Raw genomic sequence first — 25,579 nt, 5'->3', positions numbered from 1 at the left:
TTTTTGGAGGTCATCATGGCGACTACGGAAGTGAAAGAGACAAAGTTTGGCGTGCACTCGGAAGTCGGGCAGCTGCGCAAGGTGATGGTGTGCGCGCCGGGCCTGGCCCATTCGCGCCTGACGCCGAGCAACTGCGACCAGCTGCTGTTCGACGACGTGCTGTGGGTCGAGAACGCCAAGCGCGATCACTTCGACTTCGTCACCAAGATGCGCGACCGTGGCATCGAGGTGGTCGAGATGCACAACCTGCTGGCCGAGACGGTGGCGGTGCCCGAGGGCAAGAAGTGGATCCTCGACAACCAGGTCGTGCCCAACCAGGTCGGGCTCGGCTTCATCGACGAACTGCGCAGCTATCTCGAAGGGCTGGACCACCGCACGTTGGCCGAGACGCTGATCGGTGGCTTGTCGACCAACGACTTTCCCGAGTCGGTCGGCGGCAAGGCGCTCGCAGTCGTGCGCGAGGCCGCCGGTGCCACCGAGTATCTGCTGCCGCCGCTGCCCAACACGCTCTACACGCGCGACACCACCTGCTGGATCTACGGCGGCGTGACGCTCAATCCGCTGTACTGGCCGGCGCGCCACGAGGAGACCATCCTCACGACCGCGATCTACAAGTTCCACCCCGACTTCGCCGGCAAGGTCAACGTCTGGTGGGGCGACCCGACCGAGGACCACGGCCTCGCGACGCTCGAGGGCGGCGACGTGATGCCGATCGGCAAGGGCAACGTGCTGATCGGCATGAGCGAGCGCACCTCGCGCCAGGCCATCAGCCAGCTGGCGGCCACGCTGTTCAAGAAGGGCGCGGCCGAACGCGTGATCGTCGCGGCAATGCCGAAGATCCGCGCCGCGATGCACCTGGACACCGTGTTCACCTTCGCCGACCGCGATTGCGTGCTGCTGGCGCCGGACTTCATGAACCAGACCCGCACCTACTCCTATCGCCCGAGCAGCCATCCGAGCGGCGTCGAGCTGCATGCCGAGAACAAGCCCTTCGTGGACGTCGTGGCCCAGGCGCTGGGCTTCAAGAAGCTGCGCGTGGTCGAGGCCGGCGGCAGCGACTACCAGCGCGAGCGCACCCAGTGGGACAGCGGCGCGAACCTGGTCTGCGCCTCGCCGGGCGTGGTTTATGCATACGACCGCAACACCTACACCAACACGCTGCTGCGCAAGCAGGGCATCGAGGTGGTCACGATCGTGGGCGCCGAACTGGGTCGTGGACGCGGAGGCGGCCATTGCATGACCTGCCCGATCATTCGCGATCCGGTCGACTTCTGAGGGAAGGCCGGTCGCGAGGCCGGCGGGAACACACGGGCTGCCGCGAGGCGCCCGGACGATCGATCAACAGAGAGAGGAAGACAGCACGTGTCTGCTGCCCAACGCATTCGTAAATTGCCGAGCACCACGGCGCTGCTCGCGCTCGCGGCCGTGGTGTCGTTGTCGGCCTGCCGGCGTGCCGAAGAGGCCCCGGCCCCCGAGATCCGGCCGGTCCGGGCGATGACGATCGAGCGCCGCACGGTCGGCGACTCGGTGTCCCTGACCGGACGCGTGCAGGCGCAGAGCGAGGTCAACCAGTCCTTCCGGATCGACGGCCGGCTGATCGAGCGCAACGTGGACATCGGCGACCGGGTCAGGCCCGGCCAGCTGCTGGCCCGGCTCGACCAGATGAACGAGGACAGCAGCCTGCAATCCGCACGGGCCCAGCTGGCCGCGGCGCAGGCCCAGGGCGCGGAGGCGCGCAACATGTTCAACCGGATGCGCGACCTGCTGGCCGAGAACGCGGTCTCGCGCGCGTCCTTCGAGCAATCCGAGGCGATGCTCAAGGTCACGCAGTCGCAGATCAATTCGGCGCAGTCGCTGGTCGACATCGCGCAGAACCGCCTGAGCTACACCCGCCTGCTCTCCGACGTGGCCGGCGTCGTGACGGCGCGCGGCGCGGAGCCCGGCGAAGTGGTGGGGGCCGGCCGGATGGTGGTGCAGGTCGCGCGCGAGGGCGCGATCGACGCCGTCTTCGACGTGCCGGCGCAGATCAAGGACATCGCGCCGAGCAATCCCGACATCACGGTCGCGCTCGGCGGCGACCCGAGCGTCACGGCGGTCGGCAAGGTGCGCGAGGTCTCGCCGCGCGCCGACCCGGTCACCGGCACCTTCGCGGTCCGGGTCCGCCTGATCAATCCGCCCGCGGCCATGCGCCTGGGAAGCACCGTCACGGGGCGCATGAAGCTCAACACCGAGGCGGCGCTCGACATCCCGGCCAGTGCGCTCACGCGCAGCGGCGGGCAGACCGCCGTCTGGATCGTCGATACCAAGGCCGGCACGGTGTCGGCGCGCAATGTCGAGGTCCGCGCCTATGACGCGTCCCGCGTCCAGGTCACGAAGGGGCTCGCACCGGGCGACGTGATCGTCACGGCCGGCGCGCAGGCGCTGCGGCCGGGGCAGAAGGTCCGCTGGCTCGAGGCCGCGAAGTGATCGGCCCGAACCTGTCGGAGTGGGCGCTCTCGAAGCGCTCGCTGGTGGTGTTCCTGATGATCATCGCGGTCGTCGCGGGCACCTTTTCGTTCCTGAAGCTGGGTCGCGGCGAAGACCCGACCTTCACCTTCCGCACCATGATCGTGGCCGCGGGCTGGCCCGGCGCCACGGTCGACGAGACCCTGTCGCAGGTCACCGAGCGGCTCGAGCGCACGCTGCAGGAAACCCATCACCTCGACCGCGTGCGCAGCTACACGACGGCCGGCCAGACCACGATCTTCGTCGACCTGAAGCAGTCGACGCCGCCCGGCGAGGTGGCCGACATCTGGTACCAGGTGCGCAAGAACATCGGCGACATGCGCCAGACCCTGCCCTCGGGCGTGGTCGGCCCCTTCTTCAACGACGACTTCGGCAGCACCTTCGGCATCATCTATGCCTTCACGGCCGACGGCTACACCTTCCGCGAGCTGCGCGACCAGGTGGAGTCGGCGCGCTCGCGCCTGCTGCAGGTGCCCGACGTCTCGAAGATCGAGGTGCTCGGCGCCCAGGACGAGCAGATCTTCATCGAGTTCTCGACCGAGCGGCTCGCGGGCCTGCGGCTGGATTACGGCGCGATCGTGGCGGCACTGCAGCAGCAGAACGTGATCCGCCCGGCCGGCACCCTGCACACCGAGCAGGAGCGCATGTTCATGCGCGTCACGGGCGCCTTCGATTCCGAGCGCGACATCGAGGCGGTCAATCTGGTGCTGGGCGGGCGCAACATCCGCCTGGGCGATATCGCGACCGTGCGGCGCGGCTTCACCGATCCGCCGCAGCCGATGTTCCGCGTCAACGGCAAGCCGGCCATCGGCCTCGCGATCGCGATGCGCGACGCCGGCGACATCCTGGCGCTGGGCCGCAACATCAAGGCCGAGATGGCGGACATCACGGCCAACCTGCCGCACGGCATCGAGCCCACGCTGGTGGCCGACCAGGCCGTCACGGTCGACGTCGCGATCAACGACTTCATGGCCTCGCTGTGGCAGGCCATCGCGATCATCCTGGTGTGCAGCTTCGTGAGCTTGGGCATGCGCCCGGGGGCGGTGGTGGCGCTGTCGATCCCGCTGACGCTGGCGATCGTGTTCGCGGTCATGGACCTGGTGCACATCGACCTGCACCGGGTCTCGCTCGGGGCGCTGATCATCGCGCTGACGCTGCTGGTCGACGACGCCATGACTACGGTCGACGCCATGCTGAACCGGCTCGCGGCCGGCGACACCAAGGACCAGGCCGCGACCTTCGCCTACCGAACGCTGGCCGCGCCGATGCTGATCGGCACGCTGGTGTCGATCTCGAGCTTCGTGCCGATCGGCTTCGCGCGCAGCTCGGCGGGCGAGTACACCTTCTCGATCTTCGCCGTGGTGGCGATCGCGCTGATCGTCTCCTGGCTCGGCGCCGTGATCTTCGCGCCGCTGGTCGGCAAGGCGCTGCTCAAGACGCCCAAGGCCGATGCGGTGGTCAAGCCCAGCAAGTTCCTGAATGCCTTCAGCGGCTTCCTGAAGGGCGCGATCCGGGCCAAGTGGCTGACCATCGGGCTCACGCTCGCGGCCTTCGTGGCGTCGATGTTCCTGGTGCGCTTCGTGCCGCAGCAGTTCTTCCCGGCCTCCGACCGGCCCGAGCTCACGGTCGACCTGACCTTGCGCCAGAACGCCTCGATCTATGCGACCGAGGAGCAGGCCAAGCGCTTCGAGGCCCTGCTCAAGGACGACCCGGACGTCGACCACTTCAGCACCTACGTGGGCCGTGGCGCGGTGCGCTTCATCCTCACGCTCAACGCGCAGCTGGCCAACCCCTTCTTCGCCCAGGTGATCGTGGTCGCCAAGGACCTCGAGGCGCGCGACCGGCTGCAGCTCAAGCTCGAGAAGGCGCTGGCCGAGCAGTTCCCGGACCTCGTCGCGCGCATCTCGCCGCTGGAGCTCGGGCCGCCGGTGGGCTGGCCGCTGCAGTACCGCGTGATGGGGCCCGACAAGGACGAGGTCCGCAGGATCTCGCTCGAGCTGGCCGGCCTCCTCGGGTCGCATCCGCAAGCCCGGCATGTCAACTTCGACTGGATGGAGCCCGCGCGGCAGATCCAGATCCGGATCAACCAGGACGAGGCGCGCCAGCTCGGCATCAGCTCCGCCGCGCTGGCCGGCATCATGAACGCCACCGTGACCGGCACCCCGGTCACGCAGGTGCGCGACGACATCTACCTGGTCAACGTGGTGGCCCGGGCCAGCGCCGAGCAGCGCCTGTCGCTGCAGACCCTGAGCACGCTGCAGGTGCCCACCGCCAGCGGCCGGATGGTGCCGCTGAGCCAGTTCGCGACCTTCTCCGAAGAGCAGGAATCGCCGCTGGTCTGGCGCCGCAACCGGGTGCCGACGCTCACGGTGCGCGCCGACGTCATCCACGGCGCGTTGCCCGACACCGTGGTCGAGGCGCTGGCGCCCAAGATCGTCGAACTCAACGCCAAGCTGCCCAAGGGCTACAAGATCGAGACCGGCGGCCTGTCCGAGGAAAGCGCCGAGTCGAGCGCCTCGGTGTTCGCCGTGGTGCCGCTGATGATCGTGCTCATGCTGCTGAGCATGATGGTGCTGCTGGTGAGTTTCCGGCGCCTCGCCATGGTGGTCTGCGTGATGCCGCTGGGCCTGATCGGCGTGGTCATCACGCTGCTGGTCTTCAATCGGCCGCTGGGCTTCGTCGCCATCCTGGGCATCCTGGCGCTGATCGGCATGATCGCCAAGAACGGCGTGATCCTGATCGTCCAGATCGAGACCAACCGCGCGGAGGGGCAGGGCGTGCTCGACGCGGTGGTGTCTGCGGCCACCTCGCGGATGCGGCCCATGATGCTGACCTCGATCTCGACCGTGCTCGGCCTGATCCCGATCGCGCCCACGGTGTTCTGGGGCTCGATGGCCTTCGCGATCATGGGCGGGCTGCTGGTCGCCACCGTGCTGACGCTGGTCTTCCTGCCGACGCTGTACATGCTGGCGTTCGGCAACGAGAAACCCATGCCGCCAGCGGGCGCGGTCGAGCCGGCGTGAGCGGGCGGCTCCGGCTCATCGGTCGATCTCCATGCAGGTAGCCGCAACACCTCCCAAGCCCGTGGTGCTCGACCTGCATGTGGCCGAGCTGAGGCAACTGTTCAACTCGATGGATCCCGCGCCTTTCCGCAAGCGCGACCTCGATCCCAAGGCGCAGGCCTACATCGTCGAGTGGGCGCAGGAGGTCCCGGCCGGCCGGCCGCTGGACTTGGTCGTGCACGTCGATGCCGAGAGCGTCACGCCGGCCGATGCCGCGATGCTGAAGGAGGCCGTCGACGAGTACTTCCGCCAGCGTGCGCTGGCCACGTGGCGCGGCTTGCGCAAGATGTTCCGCACCGGCCGCATCAGCCTCCTGATCGGCGTGCTGTTCGTCGGCACGGCCGCCATCGTCGGCGAGTCGATCGCCAGCTTCGTCAGCAAGGGGCGCTACGCGACGCTGATCCACGACAGCCTGGTGATCGGCGCCTGGGTCGCGCTGTGGCGGCCGATGGAGATCTTCCTCTACGACTGGTGGCCGGTGCGCGCCGAGGCCCGGCTCTACGAGCGCCTGAGCGAACTCGACGTCCGCCTGGTCTGCGCCGGCGGCGGCACGAGGTCGACCGCATGAAGCCCGCTTTCGCAGCGCACGCGCGGCGCACCACGGCGCTGGTTCGCGGCCTGCTGTTTCTCCTGCTCTGGCTGGTGCTGATGCCCAGCGTCAAGCCGGCCGACCTCGGGGTCGGGCTGGTTGCGGTCGTCGCCGGCACCTTCGCCAGCCTGCGGCTGCTGCCGCCCGAGGCGGGCCATGTGCGGCTCGGCGCGCTGCTCGGTTTCGTGCCGCATTTCCTGTGGCAGTCGGTGCTGGCCGGTGTCGACGTCGCCCGCCGGGCGCTCCATCCGCGGATGCCGCTGCGGCCGGGCTTCGTGGTCTGTGCGATCAAGTTTCCGCCGGGCCTGGCGCGCAATGAATTCACGTCGATCACCAGCCTGCTGCCGGGCTCGGTGCCGGCCGGGGACGTCGAGGGCGGCGTTCTCTATCACTGCCTGGACATTGGCGAACCGGTCGCCGAGCAGATGGCCGAGGAAGAAGCGCTGCTCGAGAAGGTGCTGGTCGCGGGGAGGAGCCATGCATAGCTTCCTGCTCGGCGCCACTGCCTTCGTGCTGGCGATGGTCGCGCTCGGCTTGGTTTGCGTGCTGCGCGGGCCGGGCAATGTCGATCGCATGATGGCGGCACAGCTGTTCGGAACCGGCGGCATCGCCGCCTTCCTGCTGCTGGGCGCGGCGACCGCCGACGTCGGCGCGGTCATCGACGTGGCCCTGATCCTGGCGCTGCTGGCGGGCTTCGCCGCCATCGCCTTCGTCAAGGCCGGCTCGGCTGCGGAGCCGACCGACGCCGAGGACCGTCCGTGAACCTGGCCGCCGATATCTTCACCGTCGTGGCCGTGTCCGCCGGCGCCTTCTTCTTTCTGGCCGGCACGGTCGGCCTGCTGCGCTTTCCCGACACCTTCACCCGGCTGCACGCATTGACCAAGGCCGACAACCTCGGGCTGGGCCTGGTGGTGCTGGGCTTGCTGCCGCAGGCCGGCAGCGTGGGCGCGGCGATCAAGCTGATCCTGATCTGGCTGCTGGTGCTGCTGGCTTCGGCGGTGGTCTCGCAGCTCATTGCGCGCGCCGTGCCGCGCGGCGGAGCGAAGCCATGAGCCTTGCTCTCAACATCGCGCTGGCGATCCTGTTCCTGTCGCTCGCGCTCTGGACCATCGTGGCGCGCGACACCTTCGCGGCCGTGGCCGGCTTCATCCCTTATGGCCTGCTGCTCACGCTGGTGTGGCTGCAGCTGTCGGCGATCGACGTCGCGATGACCGAGGCCGCGATCGGTGCCGGCCTCACCGGCGCGCTGCTGATCGGCGCCGCATCGCGGCTGCGCAAGACCGAAGCGGCAGCCCGCGCCGAGCGGCCGGGCCTTCTCACGCGCGTGCTGGCCGCGATCCTGGCCGCGGCCGTCGCCGCGGTGATCGCCGCTTGCGTGCTGTTGCTGCCCGATCCCGGGCCCACGCTGGCGCCCGAGGTGGTGCAGAACATTGCCTCGACGGGTGTCGGCAACCCGATCACCGCGGTGCTGCTGGCCTTCCGCGCCATGGACACGCTGCTCGAGGCCGTGGTGCTGCTGTTCGCCCTGATCGGCATCTGGTCGCTGGCGCCCGACCGCTTCTGGGGCGGACGCCCGGGCCCGGCGCCGGTCGCCGACCCGAACGGCATCCTGGCCTGGCTGGCGCGCGTGCTGCCGCCGATCGGCATCGTGGTCGGGGTCTACATCCTGTGGGTCGGTGCCGATCATCCGGGCGGCAAGTTTCAGGGCGCCACGGTGCTGGCCGCGATGTGGCTGCTCGTCATGATGGCGGGCTTGCGGGACGCGCCCGCGGTCAGCGGGACCTGGCTGCGCGTGGCGCTGGTCGGCGGGCCGGCGGTGTTCATCGCGATCGGCCTGTTGGGCGCGTGGAGCGCCGGCGCCTTCCTGGCCTATCCGGGAGGTCTGGCGAAGCCGCTGATCATCGTGATCGAGGCCGCGCTGATGCCCTCGCTGGCGGTGACGCTGGCCTTGCTGCTGACCGGGGCGCCGCGAAGACCATGAACACGACGACTCTCTTCGGTCTTTGTGCCGCCGTGCTGGTGGGCCTCGGGCTCTATGGCCTGATCGTGAACCCGCAGCCGCTGCGCAAGGTGCTCGCCTTCAACCTGATCGGCAACGGCATCTTCCTGGTCTGCGCGGTCATCGCGCGCCGGGGTGCGGCCGCCGGGATGGGCGGCGACCCGGTGCCGCAGGCGCTGTTGATCACCGCCATCGTGGTGGCTTTCGCAGCTTCGGCACTGGCGGTCGCGCTGCTGCTGCGCCTGTTCGAGGAAACGGGCTCCGGCTCGCTGTCGGCCGAGGGCGGTGCAGCCGCGGCGAAGCCTGTGGACGGAGAGCCCTGAGTGCCGCTTTCGATGCCTGTGGATTTGACGACGACGCCCGGCGGCCTGCTGCTGGTGCTGGCAGTGCTGCTGCCCTTTGCCGGCGTGATGCTCGGGCTGGTGCTCGGCGGCCGCCATGCGCAGCGGGTGGCCTGGGCGACCATCGCCGTCGGGATCGGCGTGGTGGTCCTGATCGCCGATGCGTTGATCAGCTCCGGCGACGCGCTGGTCTACCTGCTCGGCGGCTGGGCGCCGCCCCTTGGCGTGGCGCTGCGCGCGGACGGACTGTCGGTCTGCATGATGGTGGTCGTGGCGCTGGTGATCGCGGCCATCGGCGTCTATGCGGGGGGCGACTTCGCAACGCCGGCCGGCGTGCGCGAGAAGCGCGGCCCGCTGACCTTCTGGCTGCTGCTGCTGGCCGTCTGGGGCGCGCTCAATCTGGTGTTCGTCAGCGGCGATGTGTTCACTCTGTACGTGGCGCTCGAATTGCTCACCTTCGCCGGCGTTCCATTGGTCAGCCTCGACGGCCGCGGCGAGACCTTGCAGGCGGCACTGCGCTACCTTCTGTACGCGCTGCTCGGCTCGATGTTCTATCTGCTCGGCGCCTTCCTGCTCTACGGCGCCTACGGCACGCTCGACATCTCGCTGCTGGCCGCCCGGGTCGGACCCGAACCGGTGGCGTGGGCCGCCGCGGCGCTGATGACCGCCGGGCTGCTGGCCAAGACCGCGCTCTTTCCGCTTCACCTGTGGCTGCCGCCCGCGCATGCAGGCGCTCCCGCGGCGGCCAGCGCGCTGTTGTCCGCGCTGGTGATCAAGGGCGCCTGGTTCCTGGTGGTGCGCCTGTGGGTCGACGTCTTCGCCGGCGTCGTGACGCTGCCCTCGGCGCAGCTGCTCGCGGCGCTGGGCGCCTCGGCGATCCTGGTGGGCAACGTCGTGGCCCTGCGCCAGGCCCGCCTGAAGCTGCTGATCGCCTACTCGACCGTGGCCCAGATCGGCTACCTGTTCCTGATGTTCCCGCTGGTCGCGGGCCTCGACGCCGCGCAGATCGACAGCGCTGTCGCGGTCACCGGTGGCTTGCTGCAGGCGATCTCCCATGCGACCGCCAAGGCCGCGATGTTCATGGCGGCCGGACTCATCTACAGCACGCTCGGCCATGACCGCGTCGCCGACCTGCGCGGCGCCGGGCGGGCCCTGCCGATGACCATGGTGGCCTTCGCGCTGGCGGGCGCCTCGCTGATCGGGCTGCCGCCTTCGGGCGGCTTCCTCGCCAAGTGGCTGCTGCTGTCGGCCGCGATCGCCACGGCCCAGTGGTGGTGGGTCGTCGTGATGCTGGCGGGCGGCCTGCTGACCAGCGCCTACGTGTTCATGGTGGTGGTGCGCGCGATGGCGCCGGCCGCGCTCGGCTGGGTGCCGAAGGCGCGCGTTCCGCGCTACCAGCAGGCGGCGGTGCTGGCGCTCGCGCTGTGCTCGTTCCTGCTCGGCGTGGCGGCGCTGCTGCCGGTCGACGTGGCCCAGATCGGCCGCACCGGCGGGCTGTCGATGGGGGCGCGATGATCGGTTCCGTCACGCTTGCCGCCGTGGTGTTCGAGGTACCGGTGCTGTTGCCGCTGGCGCTCGGCGTGCCGCTGCTGTTGCTGCTCGCATGCGCGTTCCCGCGGCTGCGGCGGCGCCTGCCGGCGCTGTTCGTGCTGGCACCGGTGCCGGCCCTGGCCGCGGCCTTGCTGGCCGGCAGTGAGCCCGAGCTGGTGCTGGGCAATGCCTTCTTCGCATTGACCTTCGCGCTCGATGTGCCGGGCGCGATGCTGCTGGCCGTCGCTTCGCTGCTGTGGATCTTCGCGGGCGCCTATGCCGCGCGCTGGCTGCGCGACCGGCCCGACCGCGATGGCGTCATCGTCTGCTGGCTGATGACCCTGACCGGCTGTGTCGGCGTCTTCCTGGCGGCCGACCTGATCGGCTTCTATTTCCTGCTCGCGGTGCTGAGCGTCGGCGCCAGCGGCCTCGTGCTTCAGGGCGACGGGCCCGATGCCTGGCGCGCCAGCGCTCTCTATCTCGGGCTCGCCCTGCTGGCCGAGGCCTTCCTGCTCGCCGGCTTGCTGCTGCTCGCCCAGGCCACGCCCGACGGCAGCCTGCTGATCCGCGACGCCGCGGCGGCGCTGCCCGGCTCGCCCTGGCGCGATCTCACGCTGCTGCTGCTGATCGTCGGCCTCGGCATGAAGGCCGGCCTGGTGCCGCTGCATTTCTGGATGCCGATCGCCTACGGCGCCGCGCCGATCCCGGCCGCCGCGGTGATGAGTGGCGCGGTGGTCAAGGCCAGCATCATCGCCCTGATCCGCTTCCTGCCGCTGGACGTCGCGCTGCCGGACTTCGGCCTGCCGCTGGCGGCGGTCGGCCTCTTCGGCGCCCTTTACGGCGTCGCGATCGGCCTCACGCAAACCCAGCCCAAGCTGATTCTTGCCTACTCCAGCGTCAGCCAGATGGGCTTCCTGGTGGCGGTGATCGGCATGGGCCTGGCCGCCGGAGACCCGGGCACCGCGCTGGCCGCAGCCTTCTATGCCGCACACCACCTGCTCGTGAAGGGCGCGCTGTTTCTCGCCGTCGGCGTGGTCATGCTGACCGGCCGCCGGCACCTGTGGCCGATGCTGCTGCCGGCCGCGGTGATCGCCCTGGGGCTCGGCGGCCTGCCGCTGACCGGTGGCGCGCTGGCCAAGTACGCGGCCAAGGACCTCATGGGCAGCGGCCTGGCCGCCACCGTGGCGGTCGTGTCGTCGATCGCCACCACGCTGCTGATGGTCCATTTCCTGCGACGGCTGAGTGCGGACACCGCCATCGACCCGGGCGCACGCGCGCCGGCCGTGCTGGTCGGGGCCTGGCTGGCGATGGCGCTGGCCTCGGTGGCGCTGCCGTGGGCGCTGTGCCTGGCACTGCCGCTCGGCGCGCTGCCCCAGGCGCTGGCGCCGTCCGCGTTGTGGGCGGCCCTGTGGCCGGTTCTGATCGGCGGCGCCATCGCGCTCGGCCTGGACAGCCTCGGCCGACACCTGCCGCGCATTCCGGCGGGCGATGTCGGCGTCGCGCTGGGCCGGCTCGGCGGCGGCGTCACGGCGGGAGGCCGTGCATTTGAAATGATCGACACTTTCGCGCGGCGCTGGGCCGTGGCGAGCATCGCATTGCTGGTAGTGTCACTGCTGTTCGGCTACGCGCTGATGGCGCTCGGCTGAAGGAGAACGAGATGAGGAAGTTAACGCTCGCAGCGGTTTGCGCCGCGGTCCTGGTCGGTCTTGCGGGTTGCACCGTCGGGCCGGACTTCGTGCGGCCGTCGGTGCAGTCGCCGACCGCATGGCGGATCGACTACCCGAAGGCGGCCGAGGTCGCCAACACGAAATGGTGGGAGCAGTTCGGCGACCCCGCCCTGAACCAGCTGATCGAGACGGCGCTGCGCGACAACCTGGACGTTCGCGTCGCGGCGGCACGCATCGACCAGTTCCTCGGCGCCCTGACCACCACCGATTCGCAGGCCTATCCGCAGCTCGGCTATGGCGCCGGGGCCGCCCGCACGCGGGCCAGCCGCGAAGGCCAGCCGCCGATCCCGGAGCCCGTCAGCAACTATTTCTCGCTGTATCAGGCGAGCCTGAACGCAACCTGGCAGATCGATCTCTTCGGCCGCGTGCGGCGCATGAGCGAAGCCGCCCAGGCCCAGGTCTATGCCAGCGAGCAGGCCCAGCGCGGCGTCGTGCTCACGCTCGTCACAGGCGTGGCGACCAGCTATATCGCGCTGCGCGCACTCGACCGCCAACTCGAGATCGCGAAGTCCACCGCCGCCAACTTCGGCGAGACCGCGCGCATCTTCGAGCTGCGCTTCAAGTCCGGCCTGGTGTCGCAGACCGAGGTGATGCAGGTGCGCTCCCAGTACCAGCAGGCGCTCACCGCGATCCCCACCTTCGAGCAGCAGATCGCGACGCTGGAGAACCAGATCTCGATCCTGCTGGGCCGTGATCCGGCGTCGATCCCGCGCGGGCGGACCATCGACGAACTGCTTGCGCCGCTGATCCCGGCAGGCCTGCCTTCCGACCTGCTGCAGCGGCGTCCGGACATCCTGGCGGCCGAGCAGAACCTGGTGGCCGCGAACGCCAGCATCGGCGTCGCTCGCTCGCTCTACTATCCGAGCCTCTCGTTGACCGGCGCCCTGGGCTCCACCAGCACCTCCTTCAGCAACTTCCTGACCGGTCCGGCCACCGCGTGGTCGGTGGTCGCGGGCCTGACCGGTCCGATCTTCACCTTCGGCGCCATCGAGGGGCAGGTCCGCTCGGCCGAGGCACAGAAGGCGCAGGCCGAGCTGGTCTACCAGCAGACCGTCCTGGGCGCCTTGCGCGACACCAACAATGCGCTGATCGGCACGCAGAAGAGCATCGAGGGGGTCGAGTTCCAGCGCGGGCGCGTCAAGGCGCTGCGCGAATTCGCGCGGCTGTCCAGGCTCAAGTTCGAGAACGGCCTGGTCGGCTATCTCGAGGTGCTGGTGGCCGACAACGAACTGTTCGCTGCCGAACTCGCCTTCGTGACCTTGCAGGCCAATCGCTATACGCAGGCGATCGGCGTGTACCAGGCGATGGGCGGCGGCTGGGTGGATGTCGCGGATTCGCAGACGCCGCGTCCGGTCGACATGGCGGACAGGCGCACGCGCTGACGGCATCGGCATGAACGAACGATTCCAGACGCTCGTCTACGGCACCGCGATCGCGCTGATGATCGGCTGGGTGTTCTACATCGGGCGCAACGTGTTCGTGCCGATCATGTTCAGCGTCTTCGTGGTCTACGTGATCCTCGGCCTGGCGCGCCTGATCGGCGGGGTGCCGCTGCTGGGGCCGGCCTTGCCGCAGCTGGTGATCTCGATCCTGTCGGTGCTGATCATCGCGCTCGGCCTGGGGCTGGTGGTCTACACCATCCTGGCCAACAAGGACAGCGTGATCGCCATGGCGCCGCGCTACCAGGAATCGCTGCTGGCGGCGGTGCAGCGGGTGGCGGTGCTGATGCGTGTCGAGGCGGAGCCGACATGGACCACGCTCCGGCGCGACCTGCTGGCGCAGGTGAGCCTGCAGCGGGTGGTCGGCTCGGCGCTGTCGTCGCTGTCGTCGCTGTTCGCCACCGTGATCGTGGTCGCGCTGTATGCCTGCTTCCTGCTGGTCGAGCGCGGCCGTCTCGACGTGAAGATCTCGGCCATCGCGCGCAGCCCGCAGCATGCGCAGCGCATCAAGCAGGTCATCGCCGACATCAATTCACGGGTAGGCATGTATCTGGCGCTCAAAACCTTCCTCGGCGTGCTGCTCGGCGCGCTGAGCTACGTGATCATGCGCCTGGCCGGCCTTGAATTCGCCGGCTTCTGGGCGGTGATGATCGCCTTGCTGAACTATGTTCCGTACATCGGCTCGTTCCTGAGCGTGGTGCTGCCGGGGCTGATGGCCGTGGCCCAGTTCGGCGGCGCCGGCGAGGCCATCCAGATCATGATGATGCTGGCCGTGGTCCAGTTCCTGATCGGCAACTTCCTGGACCCCTACATGATGGGGAACTCGCTCAACCTGAGTCCGTTTGCGATCCTCGTGAGCCTCGCCGTCTGGGTCGCCCTGTGGGGCGTGCCCGGCGCCTTCCTCGCGGTGCCGATCACCGCCATGATGACCATCATCTTCTCGGAGTTCCCCGGCACCCGTCCCATCGCCGTCCTGCTATCGCAGAACGGCAGGCCTTAGCTCTCCCCCAGGTTGTCCCGCACTTCGTGTCGGGACGCCCACCCCCTTCCGGGGGCGCAGCCGGCGGCCCGGCGAAGCCGGTTCCGCGGCTGCCCCCGAAGGGGCGCGCTCCGCGCAGCCGAAAAGAAGCACCACGATGGAGTTTGATTGGCCGGCGCAGCCAGGCCCGTTGGTGAAACACCGCGGATCTGGCTTTGCCAGTCCGCTGGTGTTGCCCCCGGTAGGGGGTGGGCGCCCGGACACGAAGTGCCGGGCAACCTGGGGGCGAGCCTATTGCGCCAGCTTTCAGAATATCGTGAACCTGCAGCAGGCGAGCGGATCGGCGCGCTGAAATGGACGCCGGCGTCACGCCCGTGCAACGCCGGCCCTTCAAGTTTTCCGCTGCGCCGCCGATATACGGTCAGCGCATGCCACCCGCCGTGTCGGTCGGGGCGGCAGGTCGCGACGAGGAGCCAGCGTGAATCCCAGGTCGGAGTACGACAGCCGCGGCACGTGCCTGAGGAAGGGGCGGGGATGACCTTGACCGGCTATGGCTACGATGCCTTCAAGGTCCTCGCCGTCGCCGCGCCGGTGGCCGGATTCGCGGCCGTCGCCCACGTGCGCGCGAGACGGCGCCGGCAGCAGGCGCGACGGATCGAAAGCGCGAGCCGCAGTTGCAGGAGCGTCTTCGTCGACGTGCCCGGACTGCCCGGCGCGGCCCCCGATTCGGTCTGCTTCGAACTCACGCCGCAACTGCTGGGCTGGCTGGCCGCCGCCCAGAGCGGATCGCTGAAGGGCATCGACACGCCCGATGCGGTGATGCTGGCCTTCGACGTCGAGGCGTCATGGACGGGTGTCCGGTTTGCCGGCGCCGGCGACGATCCGACCTCCCGCAGCCAACTGGTCGCGACCCGCGAACGCTTCTTCGTGCGCTCGGTCGAGACCGGGCGCAACAGCACGGCGATCTCGCTGCGATCGATGCTCGATGCCCATCGAAACCTCGCCGAGGGCCAGCCGCTCTATTGCTCGGTCGACGGCCTCATCGGCGCAACGCCGGTGCGGCGGCTGCGGATCGAGCCGGCGGCCGTGGCAAAGCAGTTCTATTGGGTGCGCGCGAACAACCCGGCGCTGCAATCGCGGCGACCGCGGAGTTAGGTAGGATCGGCGGCCGCCCCCCTGCTTCCAGGCGGCCTCGCAATTCAAGGACTCCGCATGACCACCCCCAGCTACCCCGACACCCGCCTGCTGATCGATGGCGAATGGTGTGACGCCGCGAGCGGCAAGACCCAGGACGTGATCAACCCGGCCACCGGCAAGCCGATTGGCAAGGTCGCCTTTGCGGCGATCGCCGACCTCGACCGCGCCCTCGACGCCGCCCAGCGGGGCTTCGAGGCCTGGCGCCGGATCCCGGCCAACGAACGCGCGGTCACCATGCGCCGCGCCGCCGCACTGGTGCGCGAGCGCGCACCCGAGATCGCCCGCATCCTCACGCAGGAGCAGGGCAAGCCTTTCGTCGAAGCGCGTGGCGAGGTGCTCGCCGGTGCCGACATCATCGAATGGTTCGCCGACGAAGGCCGCCGCGTCTATGGCCGCATCGTGCCTTCGCGCAACCTGGCGGCGCAACAGCTGGTCATGAAGGAGCCGCTGGGCCCCGTGGCCGCTTTCACGCCCTGGAACTTCCCGATCAACCAGATCGTGCGCAAGCTCGGCGCGGCGCTGGCCAGCGGCTGCTCTTTCCTGGTCAAGGCACCGGAAGAAACGCCGGCCTCGCCGGCCGCGCTGCTGCAGGCCTTCGTCGATGCCGGCGTGCCCAAGGGCGTGGTCGGCCTGGTGTTCGGCGATCCGGCCGAGATCTCGAGCTATTTGATCCCGCATCCGATCATCCGCAAGGTCACCTTCACGGGGTCGACCCCGGTGGGCAAGCAGCTCGCGGCCCTGGCCGGCCTGCACATGAAGCGCGCCACCATGGAGCTCGGCGGCCATGCCCCGGTGATCGTGGCGGCCGACGCCGACGTCGAACTGGCCGTGAAGGCCTCGGGCGGTGCCAAGTTCCGCAATGCCGGGCAGGTCTGCATCTCGCCGACCCGCTTCCTGGTGCACAACAGCATCCGCGACGCCTTCGCCCAGGCGATGGTGAAGCATGCCGAGAGCCTGAAGCTCGGGGACGGCCTGGCCGAAGGCACGACGCTCGGCCCGCTGGCCAATGCGCGCCGCCTGAGTGCCATGGCCAAAGTGCTCGAAGACGCCCGCGCCACCGGCGCCAAGGTCGCCACCGGTGGCGAGCGCGTCGGCAGCAGCGGCAATTTCTTCGCGCCGACCGTGCTGACCGATGTGTCGCTCGAGGCCGACGTCTTCAACAACGAGCCCTTCGGCCCGATCGCGGCCATCCGCGGCTTCGACTCGCTTGACGAGGCGATCACCGAGGCCAACCGCCTGCCTTTCGGCCTGGCCGGCTACGCGTTCACGCAGTCGATCAAGAACGCGCACCTGCTGTCGCAGCGCATGGAAGTGGGCATGCTGTGGATCAATCAGCCGGCCGCGCCTTCGCCCGAAATGCCTTTCGGCGGCATCAAGGATTCCGGCTACGGATCCGAGGGCGGACCGGAGGCGATGGAAAACTACCTGAACACCAAAGCCGTTTCCATCATGGCGGTATAGGGCTCGCCCCCAGGTTGCCCGGCACTTCGTGTCCGGGCGCCTCGAGTCGCTGCCAGAGGCAGCGGCTCTTCGGGCCGTCCAAGCCTGCGCGGGCAGGCTTGGAGCCGCGGCCCTCAGCCCCCGACCAGGGGCAACACCAGCGGCCCGGCGAAGCCGGTTCCGCGGTGTTTCACCGACGGGCCTGGCTGCGCCGGCCACGTTGACGAGCGGCATTTCTTTCCTGGCCGGACGGGGACACAATGGCGGGCATCATGCAAAACGCTTTGCTTCGCCGGGTCGTTCTGTGTCTTTGCCTGCTGCTGCTCCTGCCCGCCGTGGCCTGGTCACAGCAGCTCGGCAGCGCCGCGGCGCTGCAGGCCAAGTTCAGCGCCGTCCAGTCGCAGTTCGACAAGAACGTGTTCGGGCGGCCGCTGGTGCTCGAATCGAGCGAGGCCTCGGGCCAGTTGAGCGGCGACATCTTCGCGCTCGTCGATCATCCCTTCGAGCAGGTCAGCGCCTCGCTCAGCAAGCCGGCGGTGTGGTGCGATGTGCTGATGCTGCATCTGAACACCAAGCATTGCGCCGTGCGCGGCGGTGGGGCGGCGACCACCCTGGCGGTCTCGGTTGGTCGAAAGTTCGACCAGCCGCTGGGGGACGCGCAGCGCATCGACTTCGTCTGGCAACCTGCGACCGTATCCGCGGACTACCTCAGCGTGCGCCTGAGCGCCGACAAGGGGCCGCTGTCGACCCGCGACTACCGCATCGAGTTCGAGGCGACGCCCCTGCCCAACGGCAAGACGTTCATCCACATGGCCTACGCCTATGCCTACGGCACGGCGGCGCGGATCGCGATGCAGGGCTACCTCGCGACGATCGGCAGCGACAAGGTCGGCTTCAGTACGAAGGACAAGGACGGATCGGGTCAGCCGGAACTGGTCGGCGGCGTGCGCGGCGTGGTGGAGCGCAACACCATGCGCTACTACCTCGCGATCGACTCCTACCTCGACGCGCCGGCCGAGGCCCAGTTGCAGACGCGCCTGGCGCAGTGGTTCGACAGCACCGAGCGCTATGCGCGCCAGTTGCACGAGGTGGAGCGCAGCGACTACCTCGACATGAAGCGCAATGAATACAAGCGAATGAAGACCCAGTAGGGGATCATTTTCTTGGTCCGCGCCCGCTCCTGAGCATCTCGCCGCGGCTCTTCTGCAGTTCCGCCAACCGCTTGAGTTCGGCGGCGCAGTCCGCCTGGGTCGCGACCAGCACGACGGGGCTGCGTCGCAGCGCCGTGACGGTCTTCTCGACCTGTACCGGGTCGCGGTGCTTGGTGACCAGCCCTGCTGAGACCGCGGCCCTGGACTGCTTGTAGAAGGCCTTCTCGAAGGCCGGTGAGCCGCAACGCGCGGCGATCACGCGATAGTCCGCCTCCTGCTGCTCGCCGGAGATCGGCACCACGGCGTCCGCGGCCTGCTGGGCGCTTGCCGCCAGGGGCACGGCCATGACGACGGCTGCCAGCATGGCTGCGAGTTCGAGTTGTTGTGTCTTCATAAGTCCCCCTGCTGGCTGGAAATGCATCTGTCTCACGCTTCATGGTACGGCGGCGCCGGCCTGCTGTCTTATCGGCAATAGGTGCCGTTGCGGGAAGTGCTCACAAGAATTGAAACTTCGGCGAAAACCCCGATTGCCCGAAAGGGCAGCAGGCGTTGCCCGTTGGGCCAATTTGCAGCTTTTGCGGACGCACCCAAGATCGGTTCGTCGCCTACAGTGCCATGCCGGCCTTCATGAGGATACCGAAATGTTGATCGCGGAGCGCCCGATCCGGGTTGCCATGGCGGCGGCATCGTTGGCAGCCTGTGGGGCCTGGGCGCAGGACGACTCGAACCTGCAGAAGAAGCTCTCGAACCCGATCGCCGACATCGTCACGCTGCGGGTCCGGCCCGAAGGCTTCGTGCCGATGAACTTCGTTGTCGGCGCCGGCTACAACGTGATTCGGCCTGACAATGCCTCCGACTGGTTCGTCCGGTTCCAGATCAACTTCGTTCTCCCCAAGTAAGGACTTTCGTCATGCGAACGAGCGACACATTGAAAGGGCTGGCGATGGCCGTGGCGGTGGCCGCCGCAGCCTCGGCAGCGGCCACCCCGTTGAGCATCTACAACTCGATGCGCGACACGCCGATCACCAAGTTCGGAAAGGCCGACATGGATCTGATGAAGAAGACCATCTACGGCACGCTGAACACGGGTGCGGACGGCGTCAAGGTCAGCTGGGACAACCCGGCCACCTCCAACAGCGGCAGCATCACGCCGGCCGAGGATCCGAAGGGCCGCGCCGGGTGCCGGCTGGCGCATATCGAGAACCGTCACAAGACGATGCTCGGCGCGGGCGGCTACATCTTCTGCAAGAACACCAAGTCCAAGACGCCGCCGTGGGAACTGGTGGAGCCATGGACGGGCGGCTGATCTGCGGGCGACATCCTGTCGTCGGATATGAATAAGGAGTAGCGTTCATGCCTTTGCTGCGGGTCCTGCTTTTGCTTCGGGGCGCGTTCGGCGCGATGTTCGCGCTGGTCATGCTGTTGGCGCCGGTATCGTCGATGGCGCAGATGCTCGGGCGCAACGGCACCTTCGCTCTGGTCGACGGGCTTCTCGCGCTGGCAGTGGCCTTCGCGCTCTCCAAGGTGCCGCGCTTCAACTGGCTCTTCGTGCTGGTGCTGGTCGATGCGCTGATCCGCCTGGCGATCGGCGCGGTGGCCCTCGCCTATCCGGACATCGAGGGCCGCATCCTGGGCTCGGTCGCCTTCTTCGGCGGCATCATCACTGCCTGCATCGCGCTCGGCGCGGCCGGGCTGGCCTACGCGCTGGCAGGCCGGCGAGTGTCGTTGGCCCCGCGCGGCGGCGGGGTCGTGCCCGTGCTGGTCGTGAGCGCCTGCACGCTGCTGTTGGGCATCGGCCTGCTGTTCGGCTTCGGAACCGCCGACGGGCGCCGCCTGCTGATCGGCGCCTTTGCGCTGGCGGTGGGCCTGTCCTTGCTGGTGACCGGCTTTCGGCTGAAGAATCCCCAGTCCATCACTTGAAGGAGCGAGGTAGATCATGAAGACTTTTCTGTCCCGTATCGCGGCTTTCGTCCTGGTCCTGACGCTGGCGGCCTGCGCCGCGCCCGGCTCGCAGTCCGGATCGATGACGATCCGCCAGGGCGTCATCGAGCAGATCACGCCGACGCAGATCCAGAGTTCGCAACATACCGGCGTGGGCGCGGTCGTCGGCGGCCTCGCGGGCCTGGGCATCGGCAGCCTGATCGGCGGCGGCACCGGACGCGATGTGGCGATGGTTGCAGGCGCCATCGGCGGCACCATCGCCGGCGCGGAGGTCGCGAACCGGTACTCGCAGCCGATCGCCGGCCAGCAGATCGTGGTGCGCACCAACAGCGGCGTGCTGGTCTCGGTGACGCAGCCGACGGGTCCGGTGCTGCGCGTCGGGCAGCGGGTCTACATCGAAGGCAGCGGCGAGGGCGCCCGCGTCCTGCCCCAGTAGCCGCTCAGGGCAAGGGCAGGGTGGGCGGAACGGTCTTCATCAGCTCCGTCCTCTTTCAGGATTGCGCCTGCTCGGCGCGCACGACGCAGCGGAAACCCAGGTGGCAGGTCGAGGTGTCGATCGGCTGTGCCATGCGGGCCGCCGGCCGGTAGCGGTGGCAGTAGTTCGGTGCGCACAGGTGCGACCCGCCCTTCATGACGCGCCGCGGGATGCGCACTCCGGGCGTTCGCGGGTCGTAGCTGCCCTCGACCGGGCCGCCGCGCGGGTTGTCCAGCGTGCAGCAGGCGTGGGTGATGCGGCCGTGTTCCTGGTACCAGTCGGTGGTCCATTCCCAGACGTTGCCCGCCATGTCGTAGAGACCGTAGCCGTTGGGCGCGAAGGCGCCGACCGGCGCGGTCCACTCGTAGCCGTCCTCGAGCAGGTTCTGCCATGGAAACTGGCCTTGCCAGGTGTTGGCCATCGACCGGCCGCGCACCTTGAATTCGTCGCCCCAGCAGTATTCGGCGCCCTCGAGCCCGCCGCGGGCCGCGAACTCCCACTCGGCCTCGGTCGGCAGCGACTTGCCGGCCCAGACCGCGTAGGCCTCGGCGTCCTCGAAGGCGACATGCACCACCGGATGCTTCCACAGGCCCTGCAGCGAACTGCCGGGTCCGCGCGGATGGCGCCAGTTGGCGCCCCGTTGATAAGTCCACCAGTTGTGCGGGTTGCCCATGTCCACCGGTCCCGCGGTCTTCTGGAAGACCACCGAGGAGGGCGCGAGCAGTTCGGGGTCGGCGCCGGGGTAGTCTTCGGCCCGGGCCGGACGCTCGGCCAGCGTGACGTGGCCGGTCGCATCGACGAAGCGCTTGAACTCGGCGTTGGTCATGGTGTGGGTGTCGATCCAGAACCCCTTCACCGCCACCTTGTGCACCGGCGCTTCCTCGGGATAGTGCCGGTCAGATCCCATCAGGAAACTGCCGTCGGGGATCCACGCCATGGCGGGATGCGGGGCGGTCTTGGGGGCGGCGGAGGAATCGGACATGGGCGGCATGGCTGAAGATTAAAGGAGTCGTCTGCCGGCATTGGCCATCGAGCCAAGGAGATGCCCGGGTGCCCTTCGGGGCAAGTGGGTCCAAGTTCCGCGCAGGTGGGTGGCGGGTCTTCGCTTTCAGGCGCCGGCGTGGCTGGCGTCGCCGGGTGACATGCCCAGCTGCCCCACGGCCCGGACGAGGTCGGCCAGCGAACTCACCTCCATCTTTTCCATGACGTGCGCGCGATGGGCCTTGACGGTGCGCTCCGCGGCGCCGAGCTGGGCGCTGATCTGCTTGTTGAGCGAACCGTTGACCACCATTTCCATGACCTGCCGTTCGCGCGGACTGAGCCGGGAGTAGCGGGTCTGCAGCGCGCACAGCCGTCGCCGCGCCTGGCGCCGGGCGGCATCGTCCTGTATGGCCTTGCCGATGACCGACAGCAGGGTCTCGCCGTCCACCGGCTTGAAAAGAAAATCCGCGGCGCCGGCCTTCATCGCGCGCAGCGTTTCATGCACCGTGGCCTCGGCGGTCACGAAGATCACGGGCAGGGGTTCGGGCTGGCTGGCGATCATCTCCTGCAGATCGAGCCCGCTGGGACCGGGCATGTGGATGTCCAGCACCAGGCAGCCGGGTGCGCTGCCGATGCCCTCGAGGAGCATCTCGCCGACCGAGCCGTACTCGGCCACCTGATGGCCAGCCTCGCGCAGGAGCCGCTGCAGCGCGCGCCGAAACGAGACGTCATCGTCGATCAGCCGAATCGTGGGAGTTTCACCGTCAGTATCCGAAACCATCAACTTGCCCATTCCTAAACCTCCAGAGGCCGCTCCACGTTCACCGCGCTCTCGCTCCATCGGCGGGGCCCGATTCGCCGACGGCGAAGGTGCATTGAACACGGAGCCAAGGGGCGTGACAAGCTGCCCTTTGGTGTAAGTGAACCTTCAATGATTATGAATGTAGTTAATTCGCTTTACGAAATTGTGAATTCCGAACCATAAGGCGAAAAAAAGCCGGCCCCGCTTTCGCCGGGCCGGTTGTTTCTGCGAGCCGCGAATTACAGGGCGGCTTGACGCGTCGTGCGGATGCGGGCACCGCCGAATTGCGACGGAATCACGCTGCCGGCGAAGGATTCGCGGCGCACGTTCTGGTTCGGGGCATGGGCGGCGGCAACGGCTTCCTCGCGCACCGACGCGCGGTCGCGGGTGCTGGCGATGGTGGTCACGCCGCTGGAATAGCCTTCGGCGTAGGGATTGGCGTTGCGGGCAGCGACCGCGGCCTGGGCGCTCACTTCGGCGCGGCTGCTGGCAGAGGTCAGGGCGTGCACGCCTTCATAGATTTCGGCATGGGCACCGGCGGCGGCGAGCAGCGAAAGGGCGGCGGCGGCGAGGATCTTCGAGGTCTTCATTGGATTTCTTTCTGGCTTTGGTTGAACGGGCCGGACCGTTCTTGCGATCCGTGCGGGCAAGTCTAGCCTGGCACATAGGTAAAAACCCGCATAAAAAAGAATCGCACTGTTGCCAAAGTCGAAACAATGAGAAGAAATTTCGGCGCGTAGCCGCCGAAAAGCGGGGGCTTTCGCGTACTACCGCCAATCGCGGCCGCTGCGGGTGCTGCGCTGGGGCGCGGAGGTCCCCCCGCTCAGCGCGTCCAGAACGGGCGCAGATCCGCGACCTTGGCGAGCGCCTTGCGGCACTGCGCGGCGCTGGCGGGCTGGTTCGCCGCCAGCCAGCCGACCGCGAACCAGGCTGCGCCGTCGTAGGCGGCGCCGTCGCGGCAGGCGGTCATCGCCATCTGGGCGTCGTTGTGCGCGCCGAGCGCATCCTGCGCCGGTTCCAGTTGTTCCAGAAAGCGCTGCGCGGCGCGCCGTCCGAACAAGGAGGCCGCGAACTCGCCCAGGTAGCGCAGCCGCTTCAGGCGCTTGCGCACGCGGTGCTGCTTGGCCGGCTCGAGGCTGTCGAAGCGCTTGCCGTCTCGCAGCACCTGCCGATGCAGCGTCGAAAGCCGGAGCCGGAGCGCCTTGCGTGCGGGTGTGCCTTTCTTCGCAGGCTCGCCCTCGGCGCCGCTCGGAAGGGCGGCGGCGATCAGGTCCATCAGGACCGCCTGGAAGCTCGGCGCCCGGACCACGGTCTTCGATTCTGGGATCTCGCCGGACGCCTCCTCGAACTCGAAGGGCGGTGCCCCGTGCGCCAGCATCTGCGGCTGCACCACCCGCAGCAGGTGGTCGCGATCGCGCTGGCGGCCGAGCGCGCGGAAGGTATCGGCCAGCACGGGCTCCCATGCCGGGTCGATGGCCGGCGCGAAGTCGGCCATCTCTCGCAGCGCGGTGCGCAGCCGCCGGATGCCGACCCGCAATTGATGCACGTGCTCGGGATCGGGACTGCCGGCCGCGACCTCGCTGGCGTTCGGAAGCATCTGCGCCAGGCAGCTGTCGAGCACGGCGCGAAACACCTGCGGCCCATCGGCATCGGCGTCCAGCTGGGGCGCCCGGGCCTTGGTCGGCGGGCCGTAGGCCTGGCCTCGCGCCAGCCGCTCGCCATGCTCGGACTTGGACACGGTGTCGAGCCAGAGTCCGTAGCGGCCGCGCCAGCGGCGGGCCAGCTCGAGCATCGACGAAGCGCTGCCGAGCTTGAGCTCGATCTCGAGTTCGCACAGGGGCCGCGAGCGGTCGCCGCTGCGCACTTCACCGACATCGAAGGCCAGTTCGACCAGCGCGTCGCCGCTGCGCATTTCGCGCGTGGTGCGCCAGACGTCGGTGCCGTACAGCGGCATCAGCTCGGCCTCGGCCGGGTCGTGCCCGGCCTGTCGCAGGGCCTGGGCGATCCGCTCGCCGACCGGCGTCCCGTCGTGCCGACCGATCAGCGGCAGCGGCACCTCGCTGGCCCGCACGGGCGGCAGCTCGACGTTGTGCTCCAGACGCTCGACCGGGCTCGCACCCGGAGCCTTGGCGGTCTGCATCCAGGCGCCGTCTTCCTTGCGCACGCGCAGCACGATGTGCCGGGCGGCCAGTGCGCCGTCCGCCGTGTCGTAGTAGCGGGCACGCAGCCGCGCGCGGTGGGAACGTCCCCGCGCGACAGCCGCTTCCACCGCGGCCCGGTTGGGCGCGTCGACCTGGAATTTGAGCTCGAACTCTGTCACTGGGCCACTCGGTGACCTCAACGCGGATGGCGCCGGTTTCACTCCTTCAGTTCGCTGACCTGCAGCGACAGATCGTACAGCTTGGACTTGCTGGCGTAGTAGCGGTCGAGGCGCCATTCCCTGAGGATGTCCATCGCCAGCTGGAAGCTCTTGTAGTCGAGTTCATAGAGCGTGACCAGCTCGAAGCTGGCCTCGGATTCGAGTGCCAGCACCAATCGGGCGAGGATCTTTGCAGACGCGTTGGCCGGGTCCGTTTCGATGAATCGGCGGGCGACCTTGATGGCGTTCATAGGGAAACCTTCCTCCTTTAGTACATTCCCCTGACTATAGCCAGCGTCTGCAGGTGCTTTGTGACAGTCTCATGGCAGGCATGGGGCGGCCTGCCCTGCCATTGTGCCCTCAGCGAACCGGCGTTTCGGCCTGGCGAATCACGCCGCCGCCCAGCACGCTGCCGGTCAGGGTGGTCGAAGCGCCTCCCATGACCCGGGCCTCGCAGGCCTCGTGGTCGCTCTCCGGCTGCCGGGCGCAGCGCGCGAGCGCGTTCTGCTGCAGAGTGGCCGCATCGGGCGCGGGGAAGCCGCCTCGGCGGGCCGTCTCGGCTGCTGCGCCTCGTTCACGCAGGCACGCGGCCTTGTCCTGCAGCATGCCGTCGCAGGGCAGCGAGCCGGGAGGCGATCCGGCGGCGAAGGCGGCCGATGCGCCGGCGAGGCTGCCGGCGGCCAGCAGGGCGGCGACACAGGAATGCAGTGCGGTGTTCATGGTGACTCCTTGTCCATGGTGGCGCGGACTCGCGCCACTCCAGGCCCTCAGTCTGTGGCCCGATGGAGAAGGAAGCGTGTGGGACGGAAGGGCCGGGCGCGAGCGCACGAAGGCGCACCTTGCTGTCGGACAGAGCCGACCGCTGCCGGACCAGGGGCTCAGGCCGGCGCCGGGCCGCCCCAAGGCGGCCTGCGGCCCCCTCGGGGGGGCAGCGACCCACACGAAGTGGGGGAGCGTGGGGGCCATCCAGGCCGGCGCCGGGCCGCCCCGAGGCGGCCTGCGGCCCCCTCGGGGGGCAGCGACCCACACGAAGTGGGGGAGCGTGGGGGCCATCCAGGCCGG

General features: G+C 68.9%; 27 protein-coding genes. 20 read left to right on the top strand and 7 right to left on the bottom strand.

Annotation, left to right across the window (positions count from 1 at the left end; all coding sequences use genetic code 11):
• The first annotated feature begins 15 nt into the window (after window positions 1-15).
• The 16 genes from AC1D2O_RS10355 to AC1D2O_RS10280 all read left to right on the top strand — a co-directional run bounded on the left by AC1D2O_RS10355 (window position 16) and on the right by AC1D2O_RS10280 (window position 17,959).
• Window positions 16-1,275 (top strand): arginine deiminase, encoded by a 1,260-nt coding sequence (locus tag AC1D2O_RS10355; protein ID WP_478156902.1) that lies wholly within the window; start codon window positions 16-18, stop codon window positions 1,273-1,275.
• Window positions 1,276-1,362: 87 nt separating this feature from the next.
• On the top strand, window positions 1,363-2,466 hold the full coding sequence (locus AC1D2O_RS10350; RefSeq protein WP_478085747.1) for an efflux RND transporter periplasmic adaptor subunit: 1,104 nt from the start codon (window positions 1,363-1,365) through the stop codon (window positions 2,464-2,466).
• The gene (locus AC1D2O_RS10345) at window positions 2,463-5,528 is read left to right on the top strand and encodes an efflux RND transporter permease subunit (protein WP_478085745.1); all 3,066 of its coding nucleotides are present in this window, start codon (window positions 2,463-2,465) and stop codon (window positions 5,526-5,528) included. Before AC1D2O_RS10350 ends, AC1D2O_RS10345 begins: the two co-directional genes overlap by 4 nt.
• A 31-nt stretch (window positions 5,529-5,559) precedes the next feature.
• A complete protein-coding gene (locus AC1D2O_RS10340) occupies window positions 5,560-6,135 on the top strand; it encodes a hypothetical protein (protein WP_478085743.1) in 576 nt (191 codons plus the stop codon).
• The gene (locus AC1D2O_RS10335) at window positions 6,132-6,641 is read left to right on the top strand and encodes a Na+/H+ antiporter subunit E (protein WP_478085742.1); all 510 of its coding nucleotides are present in this window, start codon (window positions 6,132-6,134) and stop codon (window positions 6,639-6,641) included. Before AC1D2O_RS10340 ends, AC1D2O_RS10335 begins: the two co-directional genes overlap by 4 nt.
• Complete coding sequence (locus tag AC1D2O_RS10330) at window positions 6,634-6,918, top strand: MrpF/PhaF family protein (RefSeq protein ID WP_478085740.1); 285 nt, start codon at window positions 6,634-6,636, stop codon at window positions 6,916-6,918. The genes AC1D2O_RS10335 and AC1D2O_RS10330 overlap by 8 nt, the downstream gene beginning before the upstream one ends.
• Window positions 6,915-7,208: a cation:proton antiporter gene (locus AC1D2O_RS10325; RefSeq protein ID WP_478085739.1), complete on the top strand. Its 294-nt coding sequence runs from the start codon at window positions 6,915-6,917 to the stop codon at window positions 7,206-7,208. The genes AC1D2O_RS10330 and AC1D2O_RS10325 overlap by 4 nt, the downstream gene beginning before the upstream one ends.
• The gene (locus tag AC1D2O_RS10320; RefSeq protein WP_478085737.1) at window positions 7,205-8,137 is read left to right on the top strand and encodes a hydrogenase subunit MbhD domain-containing protein; all 933 of its coding nucleotides are present in this window, start codon (window positions 7,205-7,207) and stop codon (window positions 8,135-8,137) included. The genes AC1D2O_RS10325 and AC1D2O_RS10320 overlap by 4 nt, the downstream gene beginning before the upstream one ends.
• A complete protein-coding gene (locus AC1D2O_RS10315; protein ID WP_478085735.1) occupies window positions 8,134-8,478 on the top strand; it encodes an NADH-quinone oxidoreductase subunit K in 345 nt (114 codons plus the stop codon). The genes AC1D2O_RS10320 and AC1D2O_RS10315 overlap by 4 nt, the downstream gene beginning before the upstream one ends.
• A gap of 12 nt (window positions 8,479-8,490) precedes the next feature.
• The gene (locus tag AC1D2O_RS10310; RefSeq protein WP_478085734.1) at window positions 8,491-10,011 is read left to right on the top strand and encodes a complex I subunit 5 family protein; all 1,521 of its coding nucleotides are present in this window, start codon (window positions 8,491-8,493) and stop codon (window positions 10,009-10,011) included.
• On the top strand, window positions 10,008-11,672 hold the full coding sequence (locus tag AC1D2O_RS10305; RefSeq protein WP_478085732.1) for a proton-conducting transporter transmembrane domain-containing protein: 1,665 nt from the start codon (window positions 10,008-10,010) through the stop codon (window positions 11,670-11,672). The genes AC1D2O_RS10310 and AC1D2O_RS10305 overlap by 4 nt, the downstream gene beginning before the upstream one ends.
• Before the next feature lie 11 nt (window positions 11,673-11,683).
• A complete protein-coding gene (locus AC1D2O_RS10300; protein ID WP_478156900.1) occupies window positions 11,684-13,135 on the top strand; it encodes an efflux transporter outer membrane subunit in 1,452 nt (483 codons plus the stop codon).
• 10 nt (window positions 13,136-13,145) lie between these two features.
• Entirely contained in the window at window positions 13,146-14,192 is a 1,047-nt protein-coding gene (locus AC1D2O_RS10295; protein WP_478085730.1) for an AI-2E family transporter, read from the top strand.
• Window positions 14,193-14,705: 513 nt separating this feature from the next.
• Window positions 14,706-15,326 (top strand): hypothetical protein, encoded by a 621-nt coding sequence (locus AC1D2O_RS10290; RefSeq protein ID WP_478085728.1) that lies wholly within the window; start codon window positions 14,706-14,708, stop codon window positions 15,324-15,326.
• Window positions 15,327-15,383: 57 nt separating this feature from the next.
• The gene (locus tag AC1D2O_RS10285; RefSeq protein ID WP_478085727.1) at window positions 15,384-16,829 is read left to right on the top strand and encodes an NAD-dependent succinate-semialdehyde dehydrogenase; all 1,446 of its coding nucleotides are present in this window, start codon (window positions 15,384-15,386) and stop codon (window positions 16,827-16,829) included.
• A gap of 251 nt (window positions 16,830-17,080) precedes the next feature.
• Complete coding sequence (locus tag AC1D2O_RS10280; protein ID WP_478085726.1) at window positions 17,081-17,959, top strand: hypothetical protein; 879 nt, start codon at window positions 17,081-17,083, stop codon at window positions 17,957-17,959.
• A 4-nt stretch (window positions 17,960-17,963) separates the two neighbouring features.
• On the opposite strand, the gene AC1D2O_RS10275 is transcribed toward AC1D2O_RS10280, so the two are convergent.
• Window positions 17,964-18,353 (bottom strand): hypothetical protein, encoded by a 390-nt coding sequence (locus tag AC1D2O_RS10275; RefSeq protein WP_478085725.1) that lies wholly within the window; start codon window positions 18,351-18,353, stop codon window positions 17,964-17,966.
• Between the two features lie 247 nt (window positions 18,354-18,600).
• Between AC1D2O_RS10275 and AC1D2O_RS10270 the strand changes: the two genes are divergently transcribed.
• From AC1D2O_RS10270 to AC1D2O_RS10255, 4 genes are read left to right on the top strand one after another with little or no spacing between them, the layout of a single operon-like run.
• A complete protein-coding gene (locus AC1D2O_RS10270; protein WP_478085723.1) occupies window positions 18,601-18,858 on the top strand; it encodes a hypothetical protein in 258 nt (85 codons plus the stop codon).
• Window positions 18,859-18,869: 11 nt separating this feature from the next.
• A complete protein-coding gene (locus AC1D2O_RS10265) occupies window positions 18,870-19,265 on the top strand; it encodes a hypothetical protein (protein ID WP_478085722.1) in 396 nt (131 codons plus the stop codon).
• A gap of 47 nt (window positions 19,266-19,312) precedes the next feature.
• Window positions 19,313-19,879 (top strand): hypothetical protein, encoded by a 567-nt coding sequence (locus tag AC1D2O_RS10260; protein ID WP_478085721.1) that lies wholly within the window; start codon window positions 19,313-19,315, stop codon window positions 19,877-19,879.
• Window positions 19,880-19,895: 16 nt separating this feature from the next.
• Entirely contained in the window at window positions 19,896-20,336 is a 441-nt protein-coding gene (locus AC1D2O_RS10255) for an outer membrane lipoprotein (RefSeq protein WP_478085720.1), read from the top strand.
• Window positions 20,337-20,391: 55 nt separating this feature from the next.
• Here AC1D2O_RS10255 and AC1D2O_RS10250 read toward each other — a convergent pair whose 3' ends face one another.
• From AC1D2O_RS10250 to AC1D2O_RS10225, 6 genes are all read right to left on the bottom strand, one after another.
• Window positions 20,392-21,357 carry a formylglycine-generating enzyme family protein gene (locus tag AC1D2O_RS10250; RefSeq protein ID WP_478085718.1) on the bottom strand — a complete coding sequence of 322 codons (966 nt, stop codon included), beginning with the start codon at window positions 21,355-21,357 and terminating at the stop codon, window positions 20,392-20,394.
• A 126-nt stretch (window positions 21,358-21,483) separates the two neighbouring features.
• Window positions 21,484-22,137, bottom strand: coding sequence for a response regulator transcription factor (locus tag AC1D2O_RS10245; RefSeq protein ID WP_478085716.1), 654 nt, complete (start codon window positions 22,135-22,137; stop codon window positions 21,484-21,486).
• Window positions 22,138-22,397: 260 nt separating this feature from the next.
• On the bottom strand, window positions 22,398-22,748 hold the full coding sequence (locus tag AC1D2O_RS10240) for an alpha/beta hydrolase (RefSeq protein ID WP_478085714.1): 351 nt from the start codon (window positions 22,746-22,748) through the stop codon (window positions 22,398-22,400).
• A gap of 233 nt (window positions 22,749-22,981) precedes the next feature.
• The gene (locus tag AC1D2O_RS10235) at window positions 22,982-24,478 is read right to left on the bottom strand and encodes a CYTH and CHAD domain-containing protein (protein WP_478156898.1); all 1,497 of its coding nucleotides are present in this window, start codon (window positions 24,476-24,478) and stop codon (window positions 22,982-22,984) included.
• A 38-nt stretch (window positions 24,479-24,516) separates the two neighbouring features.
• Window positions 24,517-24,768 (bottom strand): hypothetical protein, encoded by a 252-nt coding sequence (locus AC1D2O_RS10230; RefSeq protein WP_442286149.1) that lies wholly within the window; start codon window positions 24,766-24,768, stop codon window positions 24,517-24,519.
• A 109-nt stretch (window positions 24,769-24,877) separates the two neighbouring features.
• Window positions 24,878-25,237 carry a hypothetical protein gene (locus AC1D2O_RS10225; RefSeq protein ID WP_478085709.1) on the bottom strand — a complete coding sequence of 120 codons (360 nt, stop codon included), beginning with the start codon at window positions 25,235-25,237 and terminating at the stop codon, window positions 24,878-24,880.
• Window positions 25,238-25,579 lie beyond the last annotated feature (342 nt).

This window comes from Variovorax sp. P1_G12, from assembly GCF_056405555.1.
Note: the sequence above shows the minus strand (reverse complement) of the source record. Positions and strands in the feature narration are given on the sequence as shown.

Bases quoted from the DNA above. Each gene is read 5' to 3' on its own strand.
- AC1D2O_RS10330 (WP_478085740.1), top strand. From the start codon at position 6,634: ATGCATAGCTTCCTGCTCGGCGCCACTGCCTTCGTGCTGGCGATGGTC.
- AC1D2O_RS10355 (WP_478156902.1), top strand. From the start codon at position 16: ATGGCGACTACGGAAGTGAAAGAGACAAAGTTTGGCGTGCACTCGGAA.
- AC1D2O_RS10230 (WP_442286149.1), bottom strand. From the start codon at position 24,768: ATGAACGCCATCAAGGTCGCCCGCCGATTCATCGAAACGGACCCGGCC.
- AC1D2O_RS10305 (WP_478085732.1), top strand. From the start codon at position 10,008: ATGATCGGTTCCGTCACGCTTGCCGCCGTGGTGTTCGAGGTACCGGTG.
- AC1D2O_RS10270 (WP_478085723.1), top strand. From the start codon at position 18,601: ATGTTGATCGCGGAGCGCCCGATCCGGGTTGCCATGGCGGCGGCATCG.
- AC1D2O_RS10335 (WP_478085742.1), top strand. From the start codon at position 6,132: ATGAAGCCCGCTTTCGCAGCGCACGCGCGGCGCACCACGGCGCTGGTT.
- AC1D2O_RS10225 (WP_478085709.1), bottom strand. From the start codon at position 25,237: ATGAACACCGCACTGCATTCCTGTGTCGCCGCCCTGCTGGCCGCCGGC.
- AC1D2O_RS10240 (WP_478085714.1), bottom strand. From the start codon at position 22,748: ATGAAGACCTCGAAGATCCTCGCCGCCGCCGCCCTTTCGCTGCTCGCC.
- AC1D2O_RS10300 (WP_478156900.1), top strand. From the start codon at position 11,684: ATGAGGAAGTTAACGCTCGCAGCGGTTTGCGCCGCGGTCCTGGTCGGT.
- AC1D2O_RS10255 (WP_478085720.1), top strand. From the start codon at position 19,896: ATGAAGACTTTTCTGTCCCGTATCGCGGCTTTCGTCCTGGTCCTGACG.
- AC1D2O_RS10265 (WP_478085722.1), top strand. From the start codon at position 18,870: ATGCGAACGAGCGACACATTGAAAGGGCTGGCGATGGCCGTGGCGGTG.
- AC1D2O_RS10275 (WP_478085725.1), bottom strand. From the start codon at position 18,353: ATGAAGACACAACAACTCGAACTCGCAGCCATGCTGGCAGCCGTCGTC.
- AC1D2O_RS10315 (WP_478085735.1), top strand. From the start codon at position 8,134: ATGAACACGACGACTCTCTTCGGTCTTTGTGCCGCCGTGCTGGTGGGC.
- AC1D2O_RS10280 (WP_478085726.1), top strand. From the start codon at position 17,081: ATGCAAAACGCTTTGCTTCGCCGGGTCGTTCTGTGTCTTTGCCTGCTG.
- AC1D2O_RS10285 (WP_478085727.1), top strand. From the start codon at position 15,384: ATGACCACCCCCAGCTACCCCGACACCCGCCTGCTGATCGATGGCGAA.
- AC1D2O_RS10245 (WP_478085716.1), bottom strand. From the start codon at position 22,137: ATGGTTTCGGATACTGACGGTGAAACTCCCACGATTCGGCTGATCGAC.
- AC1D2O_RS10310 (WP_478085734.1), top strand. From the start codon at position 8,491: ATGCCTGTGGATTTGACGACGACGCCCGGCGGCCTGCTGCTGGTGCTG.
- AC1D2O_RS10320 (WP_478085737.1), top strand. From the start codon at position 7,205: ATGAGCCTTGCTCTCAACATCGCGCTGGCGATCCTGTTCCTGTCGCTC.
- AC1D2O_RS10340 (WP_478085743.1), top strand. From the start codon at position 5,560: ATGCAGGTAGCCGCAACACCTCCCAAGCCCGTGGTGCTCGACCTGCAT.
- AC1D2O_RS10260 (WP_478085721.1), top strand. From the start codon at position 19,313: ATGCCTTTGCTGCGGGTCCTGCTTTTGCTTCGGGGCGCGTTCGGCGCG.
- AC1D2O_RS10250 (WP_478085718.1), bottom strand. From the start codon at position 21,357: ATGTCCGATTCCTCCGCCGCCCCCAAGACCGCCCCGCATCCCGCCATG.
- AC1D2O_RS10295 (WP_478085730.1), top strand. From the start codon at position 13,146: ATGAACGAACGATTCCAGACGCTCGTCTACGGCACCGCGATCGCGCTG.
- AC1D2O_RS10290 (WP_478085728.1), top strand. From the start codon at position 14,706: ATGACCTTGACCGGCTATGGCTACGATGCCTTCAAGGTCCTCGCCGTC.